Origin of the sequence: Nonomuraea polychroma, from assembly GCF_004011505.1 — a bacterium.
GTDB classification, from domain to species: domain Bacteria; phylum Actinomycetota; class Actinomycetes; order Streptosporangiales; family Streptosporangiaceae; genus Nonomuraea; species Nonomuraea polychroma.
Map to the genome: position 1 here is coordinate 4,217,040 of NZ_SAUN01000001.1, position 13,940 is coordinate 4,230,979.

A 13,940-nucleotide genomic window follows, 5' to 3' on the forward strand; every position below is an offset into this window, starting at 1 on the left:
CGATGGGAGTGCCCATGAAGGAACTGGCCGAGATCTGGTCGGAGCTGCTCGGCCTGCCGCCCGGCGAGATCCCGCACGATGTCGGCTTCCTGCGCCTGGGCGGCGACTCGGTGCTCGCGGTCCGCATGTCGGCGCTGGTGCGCAAACGGCTCGGCGTCACGCTCGCCCTGTCGGAGGTGCGGGTCGAGACCACGCTGGGCGAGCTGACCGAGCTCGTACGGCGACGCGCGTCCGGCGAGCCCACGCCCCGCGCCCTGCCGATCACCGTCACGCCGCGCCCCGACCCCCACGCGGAATTCCCCCTGCTCCCCCTGCAGCAGGGCTACTTCGTCGGGCAGCAGGACGGGTGGGAACTGTCCTACGACTCCGCCCACTACTACCTCGACTACGCCTTGACCGGAGTCGACGGCGACGAGGCCGCCGACGCACTGGCGGACGCGGTCGAACGGCTTGCCGTGCACCAGCCCACGCTGCGGGCCCGCGTGACCTCTGACGGCCGCCAGCACGTCCTGCCGATGTCCGCGCCAGGCGCGGTGCCCCAGGTCCGCGTGTACGACCTGCGGGACGCCGACGGCGAGGAGATCGCGGCGGCCCTCAGGGACGTACGCCAGGAGATGAGCACCCGCGGCCCGGACCCCACCAGCGGCCCCGGCCTGGATCTTCGCCTCACTCTCCTGCCCGGCGGTGCGGGCCGGCTTCACCTGGGCCTGAGCCTGCTGGTCTTCGACGGGTGGTCCTCCAGCGTGCTCAGCCGCGACTTGCTCACCTTCGTCGCCGACTGGAACGCCGCCCTGCCGCCCTTGGAGATCCACTTCGGCGACTACGTCACCTCGCTCGCGGAGCTGCCCGCCACCGAGGCGTGGCAGGCCGACCGGGACTGGTGGTGGTCCCGGCTCGACGCGCTGCCGGGACCGCCGGCGTTGCCGCTCGCCGCCGACCCCCAGGAGGTGCGACCGGTCACCATGGGCAACCGGGAGCACCGCTGGAGCGCCGAGAGCTGGGCCGCACTGCGGCAGCAGTGCAGCGGCCGGGGCGTGACCCCGTCAACCGCCATGCTGACCGCCTTCGGCCTGGTGCTCGCGCGCTGGGCGGGACATCGCCGGATGTTGCTGAACTCGCTGCAGCTCAACCGGCTACCCCTCCATCCCGACGTGCAGCGGGTCGTGGGCGCGTTCGCCGCCACCATGCTGCTCCCCCTCGACCTCGATCCGCGCGCCACCTTCGCCGAGCTCGCCACCACTGTGCAGGCGGCATCCGGTGAGCATGCCGCGCACAACCTGATCACCGGTGTCGAGGTCGGGCGCGAGCTGGCCCGCCGCCGTGGAAGCTGGCGGCCGGTCGGCCCGGTGGTGTTCCAGAGCGTGCTCGGGGTGGACGCGGCCATGGGCGGCGGGCCGCCCCAGGACGCCGGGCCGCTCGGCCGGGTGGTCGCCTCCGACTACTTCCACCAGTTGCGCACTCCGCAGGTCGCGATCGAAGTCCGTTGCTTCGAACTGGGCCCGGAGATGGTGGCGGTCTTCTCGCTCGTGGACGAGCTGTTCGAGACCGATCAGGTGGCGGCGGCGTTCGCCGAGTTCGTGGCGCTGGTCGACGGCCTCGCCGACGGCGCCGGCTGGGACCGCGTGCCCGGTCTGCCCGAGGCCGCCGACCCGTGCGCCGGCGACGGCGGCCTGCGGCTCGGCCTGCTGCCCGAGCCGATCGTCCGCCACCGCGAAGGGCCTCCGGCCGACGATCTGGAGCAGGCGGTCGCCGACGTCTTCGAGGAACTCCTGGAGGTGCCCGTGCTCGACCGTGCCGCCGACTTCTTCGGCCTCGGCGGGGACTCCCTGGTCGCGGTACGGGCGGTGGTGCGGCTCGCCAAGGAAGTCGGCGTGTCCGTGCCGGTGCGCGAGTTCCTGGCCGACTCGACGGTGGCCGGGGTGGCGCTCGCCGTCCGCTCTCGCCTCGGCGACCAGCGATGATCGGGCTGCTGGGCGGCACCGGCGCGGTCGGCCGCACGGCCGCGCAGCGCCTTGCGACCTACGGTCTCGGACCGCTTCGCGTGGGCGGCAGGAATCTGACGGGCGCCGCCGAGCTCGCGGGCTCGCTGGCCGCTCCCGCCCAGGCGGTCCGGGTGGACCTGAACGACCCCGCCGAGCTGGCCGCGTTCTGCGACGGGTGCCGGATCGTGGTCAACTGCGCGGGACCCACGTACCAGATCCTGGACACCGTGGCCCGCGCCGCCTTCGCGGCCGGCGCCGACTATGTGGACATCGGCGGCGAACTGGCCGCCAAGGACGCGCTTACCGGCCGCGACGTGGCCACCGGCAGGATCGCGGTGTTCTCGGCCGGGGTCATGCCGGGGCTTTCCGGCCTGCTGCCCCGGCTGCTGGCCAAGGGACGGCCGTTGCGCCGCCTCGACGTGTACGTGGGCGGCGCGGCCGTCTTCACCCCGCTGTCCGCGGTGGACGCGCTGTTGACCCGAGGACCGAAGTTCGGGGTGCCGATGGCGGCCTGGCGGGACAGCCGGGTGGCCCCCCATACGCTGATCCCGTTGCACCAGGTGCGGCTGCCCGGCTTCCCGGTGCCGGTGCACGCGTGGCCGTACCTCACGACCGAGGCGCAGACCCTGGCCGCGGACACCGGCGCCGACGAGGTGCGCTCCTACAACGTGTTCGTCTCCAACCGCCTCCCGGAGGCCCTCGCAGCCGTGTGGGCCGATGCGGACGACATCCACCCCGCCGCCCTGGCACCGCACGCGGACACCGTGGTGCGCGCCTCGCTGCAGGACAACGCCGACTTCGGCGCTTTTTACGTCATGTTGTTCACCGCCCGCTCGCATCCAGGTGCGCCACCCGGCCCGGCGAGGGTGCTGCTCAAGGCCGTGGACTCCTATGCATTGAGCGGGGTCGTGATGGCACTGGCGACCCGCGCGGTGCTGGCGGGCTCCGTGCCATCCGGCGTGCACCTGGCGGCGGAGGCGCTCGACCCCGACGCCGTCGCGGCCACGCTGCGCGATGACCCGCTGGTGGACGAGCTCCTCGTCGAATGACGAGGGATCCTGGCGCCCTGCTCCGCCAACCCGCGAGCGCGTTCGATCGCGACCGGGGAGAAGTCCACCCCCGGTCACCCGGGCCCCGAGCCGAGTCCAGCTCAGCGTGTCCATCCCGAAGTGGCATTGCAGATGCAGCAGATCCTTCCCGGCTACGTCACCGACCACCTCGCGCTCCAGCGAGCCGAGCGTCTGCTGCCCGGCCAGGAACGAATCCACGTCGTAGATCCGGTCGGCGGGGGTGGTGCCGTGCACGCGGGCACGCAGATCCCACAACGCACGGTTGGGCATCTCGTCAGGCGTGGGTCGAGGATGACACACCCCCTCACGCGGCCAGGCCGGGGCCGGCGTACCGCCCGTGGACCGCGCAGCACGTGCACGTCCTCAAAGCCGGCCTGGTCGAGAGCCGCAGCTGTTTCCATGTCCGTCGTGGTCGGAGGCGGCAAGCATGCGCTCCCCCATGATGTCTGCTTGCACCTGGAGCTCGGGGCGACGAACCGGCGCTACGCCGTGGCCCATAAGGGGCAACCCCCGTTGAGGTCAAAGGCCTCGTGGACGCAGCACCCGTCCATGCGGTCCCGGTAGTGCCGCCCGCCCGGGCTCCTGCAGCTTGCGTGCTCGCTTACCGGGACGGGTCCTCCTGCACACAGGGGTCGTCAGCGGCGAGGTTGATGGCGTGCTGGTGAAGCTCGGCGGCGAACTCCTCGGCGCGGTTCAGCTGGATGCGCAGTGCTGCGCATCGCTCCTGGGCGGCCTGCTCGAAGCGCTCAAGCCGCGCCCGCAGGTCGGCGCGCTCGGCCGCGCCGAGCGCGCCGAGCGGCGTCCGACCCGCTGCCGGGCCCGCCTGGTCGAGCCGGTCGGTGACGAGCCGGTCGGTGATGGCCAGCAGCTCGCCCATCTCCTCCAGCGTGAAACCCAGCGGCTTCATCCGGCGGATCACCATCAGCCGGGCCACGTCCGCCTCGGTGTAGAGGCGGAACCCACCCCGGCTGCGCGCCGACGGCCGCACCAAGCTCACCTCGTCGTAGTGCCGGATGGTGCGCAGCGACAGCCCGGTCCGAGCGGCCACCTGACCGATGTGCAGGTGATCTCCACCACCCCCGGGCGCGGCCGGAGCGTCATCGGGGGCGGCAGCATCTGCCGATGTGTCCATCTGCGGTGTGACCTCACTGTGTGGTGGCGGGGCAGTGCGGACCGGCGCCCCCAACCCCCGCCGAATCTCTACCCTAACGTTAAGGTACAGTTGGCGTTGATCGGACCTGGCCCGGCCGCATGCTGTCAGCCGCCCGGCGGCTTCCGTCCACCGGCACCCCCTGGTGCCGCTCCGCATCCGAGGTAAGGAACATCGACGCGCGCATGCCCGTGACCGCCACCGCCAGCTGCCCGCCGTGACCTCCTCGCGGTAGGTCCGGCACGCCGTGCCGCCTGCCGCCCACCTTTCTCCGGGCGCCGTCATAGACGCGCCCCCGCGCCCACCACCCCCCGGCCACCCTTGGTGCCCGCCTGCGCCCGCGCGCTGCCGATCGTGGCCCCCTCGCACGCAGGGCGGTCTTTGCTCACGTAAGGACGTTGTGATGCCCCGTTTGTTTCCCCGCGCCCGCCGAACCGGCCGGCCCGCCTGGCTGAGCCCCTCGGTAGCCCGCACCGAGATCCTGTCCGGGCTGGTCGTCGCCCTCGCCCTGATCCCCGAGGCGATCTCGTTCTCCGTCATCGCCGGCGTCGACCCCAGCATCGGCCTGTTCGCCTCCTTCACCATGGCCGTGGTCATCGCGATCGCCGGCGGCCGCCCGGCGATGATCTCTGCTGCCACCGGCGCCATCGCCCTGGTCGTGGCGCCGCTGGCACGCGAGCACGGCCTGGGCTACTTGATCGCCACCGTCATCCTCGGCGGCCTCATCCAGGTCGCGCTCGGCGCGCTCGGGGTGGCCAAGCTGATGCGGTTCGTACCGCGCAGCGTGATGGTCGGTTTCGTCAACGCCCTCGCGATCCTGATCTTCATGGCGCAGGTGCCCGAACTCACCGGCGTGCCCTGGATCGTCTATCCCCTGGTCGCCGGCGGGCTTGCGCTGATGGTGTTCTTCCCCCGCCTGACCAAGGCGATCCCCGCGCCGCTGGTGTCCATCGCCGCCCTGACCGCCATCACCGTGGGCGCCGCTCTGGCCGTGCCCACCGTCGGCGACCGCGGCGCGCTGCCGTCCGCGCTGCCCGTCCCCGGCCTGCCGGATGTGCCTTACACCCTGGACACGCTCGTCCTCATCGCCCCGTACGCGCTGGCCTTCGCCCTGGTCGGGCTGATGGAATCGCTGATGACCGCCAAACTGGTGGACGACCTGACCGACACCCGCTCCTCCAAGACCCGCGAATCCATCGGCCAGGGCATCGCCAACATCGTCACCGGCTTCTTCGGCGGCATGGGGGGCTGCGCCATGATCGGCCAAACCATGATCAACGTCAAGAACGGCGCCCGCACCCGCATGTCCACCTTCTGCGCGGGCGCCTTCCTCATGGTCTTGTGCATCGTCTTCGGCCCTTGGGTGTCGCAGATTCCGATGGCCGCCCTGGTCGCCGTGATGATCCTGGTCTCGGTCGGCACCTTCGACTGGCACTCGATCGCCCCGGCCACGCTCAAGCGCATGCCCGCCGGCGAGATCACCGTCATGGTCGTCACCGTCGCCGTCGTGGTCGCCACCCACAACCTGGCCATCGGCGTCGTGCTCGGCTCGCTCACCGCGCTGGTCATCTTCGCCCGCCGGGTCGCTCACCTGGCCGAGGTCTCCGCCGTCGTCGACCCCGACGGAAGCCAGGCCATCTACGCCGTCACCGGCCAGCTGTTCTTCGCCTCCAGCAACGACCTGGTGGGACAGTTCGACTACGCCGGCGACCCCGACCACGTCGTCATCGATCTGTCCGGCGCCCACATCTGGGACGCCTCCAGCGTCGCCGCCCTGGACGCCGTCCAAGCCAAGTACGCCGCCCGCGGCAAAACCGTGCAGATCATCGGCCTCAACGAGCCCAGCGCCAAGATGCACGCCACCCTGTCCGGCGAACTCACCGGCAGCCACTAGCCAGGCAACAGGACAGATCTGCACTCCGACACGGCCAGCACCACGGCGGCGCGCCTCCTGCAAGCTTGGGCGTGGAGGCCCAGTCCCAGGTGAGCGGCCGCCTACTGGACCAGCAGGCGGCGCTGGAGTTGGCCGTGGCTCGCGAGTCACGCGCTGGTTTGTAACAGCAGTCGACCAGCAGGCTAGAGAAACGAGCCTGCTGGTGTTCGCAGACACCGAAATCCTGAGATGGGCAGCGATAGAGGCGGTTATTCGAAACATGCCTCCAGTGGCGTGGACCGCGAAGCCGGGGCTAAGGAGAAGAGGCCGCTGCGTGGGTCAATCGCGGATCGTGTGGCCGTGATTCCGGCGCTGGACGTACAGGCGATTGCCCTGCGGGCCGGTCCATTCCAGACGCACGATGCCGGCCACGGCGGCGTCGGCGACGCGCGTCGGGTCGGACCAGTAGCCGAAGTTGGGGTTGCGGAAGAACGTCGCCCACAGCCGGCCGCTGCGATCCACGAAGAAGTTGTTGTGGCCGGCGCCGACGCCTACGGTCCACCGCCGGGAATACGGTCCCTCGAACTTGTCCGAGACGGCGACGACCGCGTCGTACTGATGCTGCACACGGCCGGGGCCGGGTGGGTCATAGGCGTATCGTGTGGTGCCGCCGGGAGTGGTCGACGTTCGGTTCCATGCAGCGTGGAGGAGGTAGTACTTGCCTCCGTGCTTGAAGACATACGCGCCTTCGAGGTACGGCTCGGGCGTGTAGGGCGTCTGCTGGAATTTCGAGAGGTTGGTCGTCGGGATGATGTCTTCCATGTCGTCCCGGAACTTCGCGTACAGGTGGTTGTGCAGCACAAGCCACGCGTCGTCGCCCTCGGTGTAGAGGCTGCCGTCGATGTGGTGGTAGGCGCCGGGCTTGATGAAGTTCGGTCCGCCGATGAAAGAGTCCCCGAAGGGTTTTTCGAGGTTGCCTTCGACAAGGCGGTACGGGCCCTCGATGCCGCCCTCACTTACGAGCATGAATGAACCGACCTTCCGGGAGTGGTCGCCCATGCAGGCGACGATGTACCACGTGCCGCGGAAATGGTGCACTTCCGGGGCCCAGACGTCGCCTCGCTTGCCGAACTGGTCGTCGTGCCAGTACTCCTGCCACGGCGCGACGACCATGCGTCCGGGCCGGTTCTCGCCGACGAACTCGGGTGACCACACCTTGCCCTTTTCGGCGCCGGGCCGGATGCCGGTGGTGTCGACCAGCCTCCATGGCCCCCGCAGCGACGGGGACACCCACATGAAGATGCCGTCGTTCCATGGGGCGGCCGCGCTGAGGCCGGGTACGCGGGTGGTGCCCGTGGCGACGTAGATCGGACGGCCGTTGACGACGAAGCAGTTGACGTACGTGTCGCGCATCCAGACCCGGCCGAGCTCCTTGTCGCGGGGGCGTAGTTCGAGAGGAAGGATGAATGAGTTGTCCTCGCGTGGCCACAGGTCCAGCCGGGTGTCCGCCAGGCCGTAGGGTTCGAGGTCGGGCCAGTTCGACGGGTACCGCCGCATTGTCGACGCGACCTCCGTCGGGGTTGCCTGTGCAGCGGTCGCGGGCAGGGCCGCCGTTCCCAAAAAGCCGGCGGCGCCGGCCAGCAAGGACCGTCGGCCAACGTGCAACCCGTTGTCGGAACTGGTCATCAGTCATGCCCTCCTACTCGGAGCCTGCCGAGCTCGCTTCTGCTGAGCGGCCGGTCTTGCGCAGCAGGCGTAGAGGACGAGCGCGTCTTGCTCTTGCCGGCGATGAGTGAGAGGGCCGCCCTTGTGCCGCATGCGGAGAGTCTGCCGAAGCCGCCCAAATTTCGTCAATAATCCGGAAAAATTCCATCTTGACTTCGCCGGGTGGTCTTAGCGTGCGAAATCACAGGTCAAACGGTTGTGTGTGGAGAAACGCCGCAACGCAGCCTCACCCATAACGTTCGCGTAACAGACTTGGCGAATCGCCTCGTCGCTTTGTTGGGTGCAGTTCGTCTCGGCGACGTTCGGGCGACCAGTGTCGGGGCTCCGGGGTGACCGCCACCGCGTTTGCCGCGTCTTGCCCAGACCCACCCGATGCCGTCGTCTCGTTGGCAGTTCCCGGTCTTGAGTTCGTGGCCGTGGGATCCTGTCCATCCCCGGGTGAAGGGTGGGACAGGTGGAAGACGACAGCACTGCCGGAACGCGCCGCGGCTCGCGGAGCCGCATTCTGATCATTGCCGCGGCCGGCATGGCGGCCCTTGCCGTCTTGGCCATCGCGACCCTCGGCAACGGCACCAACCCCCGCCGTGACAACCGTGCCGTGATCCCCGCCGAACCGCCCGCGGCCGACACCGCCACACCGCAGGCGTCCCCCCGTCTGTCCACGGCGAGTCCCATACCGAGGTGGGAAGGGCCGACCGTCCCGCCGATCGACGAGAGCTTGGCACAGGGTTCGGCGTCGGCACCGGTCACCATCGTCGAGTTCGGCGACTTCAAGTGCTCGGAGTGCGGCACGTTCGCGCGCCGCATCGAACCCGCGCTGCGCCGCCGTTACATCGACACGGGGATCGTGCGCCTGTTCTGGCGCGACTTCCCCGCCCAGGGCAAAGAGTCCGAGCGGGCGGCCATCGCGGCCCGTGCCGCCGACCGGCAGAACGCGTTCTGGCCCTTCCATGACGCCCTGTACGCCGAGCAGTCCTCGGGCTTCACCGATGATCGGCTGCGTGCGGTCGCCGCCCGCGTCGGCCTGGATGTGGCCCGCTTCGACGCCGACCGGCGTGACCCGGAGCTGCGGCGGGCGGTGGAGCAGGACTTCGCCTTCGCGGCCCAGCTCGGCCTGCCCGGCACCCCCGCCTTTCTGATCAATGGAGAGCTCTTCTTCGGTGCGCAACCGCTGTCGAAGTTCGTCGAGGCGATCGAAGAAGCCCGCCATGGGTGAGGTGGGATACGCCGCCGCTTTCCTGGGCGGGCTGTTCGCCCTGGTCAGCCCATGTGGCGCGGTGCTCCTCCCGGCGTTCTTCGCCTACGCCTTCCCCGGCCGCGGCGCGCTGATCGGCCGCACGCTGCTGTTCTACCTGGGACTGTGCGCCGTCCTGGTGCCGCTCGGCATGGGATCCGCCCTGGCCAGCCAGCTGTTCTACGGTCACCAGGACGTAGTGATCATCGTGGCCGGTGTCGTGTTGATCGTCCTCGGGGTGCTGCAAGTGCTCGGCCAGGGCTGGACGCTCGGGCCGCTGGAGCACCTGCGCGGACGCGTCCGTGGGGACTCGCCGGGGGCGGTGCTGGCCCTCGGCGCCACCTCCGGGCTCGCCGGATTCTGCGCGGGCCCCATCCTCGGCGCCGTACTCACCGTCGCCGCGTCCTCCGGCGACGCGCTGCGCGGGGCCGTTCTCCTGGCCGTGTACGCCGCCGGGATGGCGGCGCCGCTGCTGCTCCTGGCCTCCCTGTGGCAGCGCTACGACCTGGCTCACCGTTCCTGGCTGCGCGGCCGCGGGATCCGCCTGGGCAGGCTGCGGCTGCACACCGCCACGCTGTTGTCCGGGCTGACCTTCATAGCCCTCGGCGTCGTCTTCCTCGCGTTCGACGGCACCCGCGGCCTGACCCTGCCCATCCCGGAGGACTGGCAGGAGCGCCTGCAAGAGGTCGCGGCCGCCGTACAGGGCCATCTGCCCGACCTGCCGATGCTCGCGGCTGCCGCTCTCGTTCTCCTCGCGGTGACCGCCTGGCGGCTGGCGAAGGCGGGAAAGTGATCACCTGGTAGCCGTCCCCGGACCTCCGCCTATGGTGAGCAGGCAAACACCTCATAGAGTGGATGACGTGGGCAGATGGGCCAGCCCTCGCAGGCAGGGCACGCAGCTGCCGATCAGGCCGCGGATCGATTACGCGGCGCTGTTCGCCGCCACGCCGTCCCCGTGCCTGGTGCTGGACCCGGACCTCGTGATCGTTGATGTCAACCGGGCATACCTGCGCGCGACCGGCCGCACGGCAGACGACTTGATCGGGCGGCACATCTTCGCCGCTTTTCCCGACAACCCCGACGATCCCCACGCCGACGGAGTGAGGAACTTGAGGGCCTCGCTGCAGCGCGTGCTGGCCTACCGGGAACCGGACACGATGGTGCTGCAGAAGTACGACATCCCCCTCGCCGACCATCCTGGGGCGTTCGAGGAGCGCTGGTGGTCCCCGATCAATACGCCCGTTCTGGCGCCGGATGGGGCCGTGTTGTGGATCATCCACCGGGTGGAGGACGTGACGGAGTTCGTCCGCTCCGGCGGCCCCGGCCGGCTCGCCGCCCGCCGCCCGAAGGTGCGCGAGGAAGCGATGGAGGCCGAGCTGTATGGCAGGGCGCAGGAACTGCATCGGCTGAACGAGGAGCTCCGCCAGGCCCACTCCCGGGAACGCCATGTCGCGCTCGCCCTGCAGGAGGCCATGCTCCGTTGCCCCAGCCTGGACTTCCACCCCGGCATCGCAGTGCGCTACCTGCCCGCCGTGGGAACGCTGAACGTCTGCGGCGACTGGTACGACATCGTCGACCTGCCGGACGACTGCTTCGCCGTCGCGGTCGGCGACGTCGTGGGCCACGGTCTGGAAGCCGCCGCCGTCATGGGGATGCTGCGCAGCGCGCTGAGCGCCGCGATCCGCGCCGTGAAGAAGCCGGCCCCGGCGCTGGACGTGCTCGACCTGTACGCCTGCTCCCTGGACGAAGCGCTGAACACCACGGCCATACAGGCCGTGATCGACACCAGGAGACGCCACGTCAGCTACAGCAACGCCGGCCACCCGCCGCCCGTCCTGCTCCACCCGGACGGCTCGTGTACCCTGCTGGACCAGGCCACCGACCCTCCGCTGGGTGCTCGCCCTGAGCACGTCACCCGTCCTCAGGTCCAGCTGCCCTACACGCATGGCGGCACCCTGGTCCTGTACACCGACGGTCTCATCGAGCGCCCCGGCGAGGACATCGACCTCGGTCTGGCACGCCTGACCGACGCGCTCACCAGATTCGCCCGGCTCGGCCCCGAACACCTCGCCGACGCCCTGCTGGCAGGCCTGGACGTCAGCAGCGGCGCCCGCGACGACATCGCCCTGCTCATCGTCCGCCTGTAAGCGGGATGCTCCAGGGTCCCCCGGGTCCAGCACTGGCGACCTCGTCCAGTTGGGCGTCGGCCACCCGACTTCTGATCTTCGCCACGTGTTCCGGATCACGTGCATGTCATCATGGGCTCGCAGAGGCGGCCGCCGGCTCCTCGATGGATGCTCATGCGTGTTCAAGTATCCCCGGCTTGACCCCTGTCGGAGCTGGAGAAGCGCCTCATCTCGAGGCGGCGGCTGATCTTCAATCATCATCGGTCCCAGCATGCCCGCTACCTCGGGCCGCCGTACAACGAGACCCGCTCATCCTTCTCGTAGTCGAAGACCAGATCGGAATCCACAAACAGATCACGCCGCCACGGCGCATATGCCATGTTGACCTGCCATTCCGTGTAGTACCACTGCGTGCGAGAGCTGCTGTAGCGGAAGTTGGCCTGGTACCGAGCCCGTTCCCCAGGGCGCAGCAGGAAAAGCTGATGTGGACGCCGGAGTTGCGGATGCGCGTCATGCGCCGATGTCCGCGAAACCAGGACCCCATCTCCCGACAGAGCGAATCGAAGCCCAAGCAGCTGCCGGGGGAGTGAGTGCTCGGCGGTTGTCTCGACGGGGAGGTAGCCCGTTCGCCCTTCCGCAAGGACTTCATGAACGGCCAGCGCGGCATCCGGCATCGGTGGCAGTTCCATCGCAGAGGGCACGTGACTTCGGAGAGCCGCCTGCTCAGCGCCACGCTCCTCCTTGGTCCACTCGACCACGATTCGCTGCACTATCACCATGACCCCGCACCTCCGATATGCCCGGCGTACCAGCTCATCCGCCCGGTCCGGTCGGCTGGATCGGCGCACCGTCACCGGAGGTAGGCAAGTCGCCTCGTTCGACCGGGCTCGGGCGCGGCCCCGACGATCCCGTCCCGACAGCACGGCGGGCGCCATCTATCGCGGCTTTCAAGGTCTCCCGGTTGACGTCAGCGAGCTTCCCGGCCAGCAAGAGGAGCGCGTCGTCGCGGACAGCGATGTACTCATGCCTCCCAGCGGCCTGCCGGTACCAGCCGACTTCATCACGGGAGCACTGGACTGGCGAGCCGACGGGGTCGGCATCGGTGACGGGCCTGTCGGGGCAGAGCGCGTGGCTGAAAGTGCCACGATCAACGCGCAGCTGAACCTGCTTCCCCTCAGGAGAGACGTAGAAGGCCCCGAAACCCTCTTCATTGATTCCACCAACGGACTGCTCGGCGAGCTCGTAGCCCGGCAGATCCACAACGTAGATCAGGTCAGGCGCGGCACCTGACGCACGGGCCTGGTCGATCAAGGCCTGACTGAGTGCACCCTGCGAACCACACCCCGCCACCACGAAGGCCACGATCCCGAGCCGGACGCTCCTCAACATGCCGTCACCATAGCTGACGCTTGATCCATGCCTCCGCAGGTTTGTCCCCGCAGCCCTCCAGAACGGGTCTTTGCGGGTGCAGGCATCTCCCGCCTGCACGACCGACCGGAAGGGAACCGATGGAGCCGCCGTTCAGCGACCTCGATGCCAACGAAGTCCGTGCAGTCATCGAGCGGCTCGTCCAGGAGTACGGCTGGACTGTCGCAGCTCTGCTCGCGACGACCGTTGCGCTCTTCGTCGTCGCCCGGTCGATCACCCGGCAGCTCCGATACGCCCGACTTGCCGAGGGGGCGCCGATGCCGTTTAGTTAGCGATCTTGCTGGTGGCGTCGCTTGGTGATCTTGATGGGTGAGTTAGGCGGCGGTCGGGGTCGGTTGACGGATCCGGTGGCGGTCGGCGCGTTGACAGCGCTGATCCCACGCCAGGTCCTGGACGCGGCCATCGCCGCACTCGGGTGCCGTGAGCGCCGGGTTCGCAAGCTGCCGCGCACGTGGTCGTCTATCTCCTGATCGCGTTGTGTCTGTTTCCTGACGATGACTACGAGGAGGTCGCCGAGAAGCTGACCGGGATGCTTGAGCTTCCCCCCGTTCTCCGGACACCTGACCTGCGGTCATCCTTGATCATCAGGAAGGATGTCCCCATGCCCTCGCCACACCCTTCCGAGTTTCTTGCGGGAAGCCATTAACCCGAACTAGCCTCGCGCGGCCTGAGCGCCGGTGACGCCAGACAATCGAGCCCAGTCAGCAGGTCGTCGAAGATATGCTGGCGTGCAGGGCGGACGGCGGCATCCCACCCATCCAGGTGCCGGAGGCCATTCAGTCGAGCAGACCGATGCGGCGGGCGATTGCGGCGGCTTCGCCCCGATTGGACGCGCCGAGCTTGGCAAGGATACGGGTGACGTGCACGCTCACCGTCTTGGGGCTGATGAACAGGACGGAGGCGATGCGGCGGTTGCTGGCGTCGTTGGCCATGTGCCGCAACACCTCCAGCTCCCGTTCCGTCAGCCCGAGGCGCCGCACCTGCTCCATGGCGGCGTTCCCCACACCGGCCGGCTCATGGCAGTGGTCGTGGAGCTTGACGTGGGCGCTGCGGGCCAGCCTGCCGAAGAAGACCATGGGACAGGAGCCCAGGGCCGCATTTGCTCGTATGCGGATGTTGCGTCTTACGCCCACCATCGTGACCCTTTGTCAGCCCTGGTGGATTGCATTGGGTGGACGATCGGCGCATCTTGGTCGTCTCGCGCGATGGCCTGGGAGCTTCAAATTCCGCCGGTTTCCTCTGATCCTGTAGAGCACGGTGCGGGATCGTGACAGTCGGCTCGCTGCGGACCCCCGGCTTTGCGACGCAAGCTGAGGAGCCGAATAGGGAATATGCCTGATGCCGCTGATCCC

13 protein-coding genes are annotated in these 13,940 nt (G+C 69.2%); 8 read left to right on the top strand and 5 right to left on the bottom strand.

Going from position 1 to position 13,940, the window contains the following annotated elements; genetic code table 11:
- Positions 1 to 14: 14 nt before the first annotated feature.
- Together EDD27_RS19245 and EDD27_RS19250 are read left to right on the top strand one after the other, a co-directional pair.
- Complete coding sequence (locus EDD27_RS19245; protein ID WP_241564132.1) at positions 15 to 1,961, top strand: condensation domain-containing protein; 1,947 nt, start codon at positions 15 to 17, stop codon at positions 1,959 to 1,961.
- Positions 1,958 to 3,031, top strand: a complete 1,074-nt coding sequence (locus tag EDD27_RS19250; protein WP_127933643.1) for a saccharopine dehydrogenase NADP-binding domain-containing protein — start codon at positions 1,958 to 1,960, stop codon at positions 3,029 to 3,031. Before EDD27_RS19245 ends, EDD27_RS19250 begins: the two co-directional genes overlap by 4 nt.
- A gap of 622 nt (positions 3,032 to 3,653) precedes the next feature.
- Here the strand turns inward: EDD27_RS19250 and EDD27_RS19260 are convergent.
- Complete coding sequence (locus tag EDD27_RS19260; protein WP_127933644.1) at positions 3,654 to 4,184, bottom strand: MerR family transcriptional regulator; 531 nt, start codon at positions 4,182 to 4,184, stop codon at positions 3,654 to 3,656.
- 421 nt (positions 4,185 to 4,605) lie between these two features.
- Between EDD27_RS19260 and EDD27_RS19265 the strand changes: the two genes are divergently transcribed.
- Positions 4,606 to 6,096: a SulP family inorganic anion transporter gene (locus tag EDD27_RS19265; protein WP_127933645.1), complete on the top strand. Its 1,491-nt coding sequence runs from the start codon at positions 4,606 to 4,608 to the stop codon at positions 6,094 to 6,096.
- A 318-nt stretch (positions 6,097 to 6,414) separates the two neighbouring features.
- Here EDD27_RS19265 and EDD27_RS19270 read toward each other — a convergent pair whose 3' ends face one another.
- Positions 6,415 to 7,632 carry a family 43 glycosylhydrolase gene (locus EDD27_RS19270; protein WP_206641513.1) on the bottom strand — a complete coding sequence of 406 codons (1,218 nt, stop codon included), beginning with the start codon at positions 7,630 to 7,632 and terminating at the stop codon, positions 6,415 to 6,417.
- Between the two features lie 622 nt (positions 7,633 to 8,254).
- Here EDD27_RS19270 and EDD27_RS19275 point away from each other — a divergent pair.
- From EDD27_RS19275 to EDD27_RS19285, 3 genes are all read left to right on the top strand, one after another.
- On the top strand, positions 8,255 to 9,016 hold the full coding sequence (locus EDD27_RS19275; RefSeq protein WP_127933647.1) for a DsbA family protein: 762 nt from the start codon (positions 8,255 to 8,257) through the stop codon (positions 9,014 to 9,016).
- Positions 9,009 to 9,827, top strand: coding sequence for a cytochrome c biogenesis CcdA family protein (locus tag EDD27_RS19280; RefSeq protein WP_127933648.1), 819 nt, complete (start codon positions 9,009 to 9,011; stop codon positions 9,825 to 9,827). Before EDD27_RS19275 ends, EDD27_RS19280 begins: the two co-directional genes overlap by 8 nt.
- A gap of 67 nt (positions 9,828 to 9,894) precedes the next feature.
- A complete protein-coding gene (locus EDD27_RS19285) occupies positions 9,895 to 11,181 on the top strand; it encodes a PP2C family protein-serine/threonine phosphatase (RefSeq protein ID WP_241564133.1) in 1,287 nt (428 codons plus the stop codon).
- Positions 11,182 to 11,438: 257 nt separating this feature from the next.
- Here the strand turns inward: EDD27_RS19285 and EDD27_RS19290 are convergent, their stop codons facing one another.
- Both EDD27_RS19290 and EDD27_RS19295 read right to left on the bottom strand, forming a co-directional pair.
- Positions 11,439 to 11,939 carry a hypothetical protein gene (locus tag EDD27_RS19290; protein WP_127933649.1) on the bottom strand — a complete coding sequence of 167 codons (501 nt, stop codon included), beginning with the start codon at positions 11,937 to 11,939 and terminating at the stop codon, positions 11,439 to 11,441.
- A 34-nt stretch (positions 11,940 to 11,973) separates the two neighbouring features.
- Positions 11,974 to 12,549, bottom strand: coding sequence for a hypothetical protein (locus tag EDD27_RS19295; protein WP_127933650.1), 576 nt, complete (start codon positions 12,547 to 12,549; stop codon positions 11,974 to 11,976).
- Positions 12,550 to 12,668: 119 nt separating this feature from the next.
- Here EDD27_RS19295 and EDD27_RS19300 point away from each other — a divergent pair, with 119 nt between their 5' ends.
- A complete protein-coding gene (locus EDD27_RS19300; protein ID WP_127933651.1) occupies positions 12,669 to 12,860 on the top strand; it encodes a hypothetical protein in 192 nt (63 codons plus the stop codon).
- Positions 12,861 to 13,039: 179 nt separating this feature from the next.
- Entirely contained in the window at positions 13,040 to 13,234 is a 195-nt protein-coding gene (locus tag EDD27_RS58755) for a transposase domain-containing protein (RefSeq protein WP_127933653.1), read from the top strand.
- Between the two features lie 130 nt (positions 13,235 to 13,364).
- On the opposite strand, the gene EDD27_RS19315 is transcribed toward EDD27_RS58755, so the two are convergent.
- Positions 13,365 to 13,664, bottom strand: a complete 300-nt coding sequence (locus EDD27_RS19315) for a response regulator transcription factor (RefSeq protein ID WP_241564134.1) — start codon at positions 13,662 to 13,664, stop codon at positions 13,365 to 13,367.
- Positions 13,665 to 13,940: the final 276 nt, after the last annotated feature.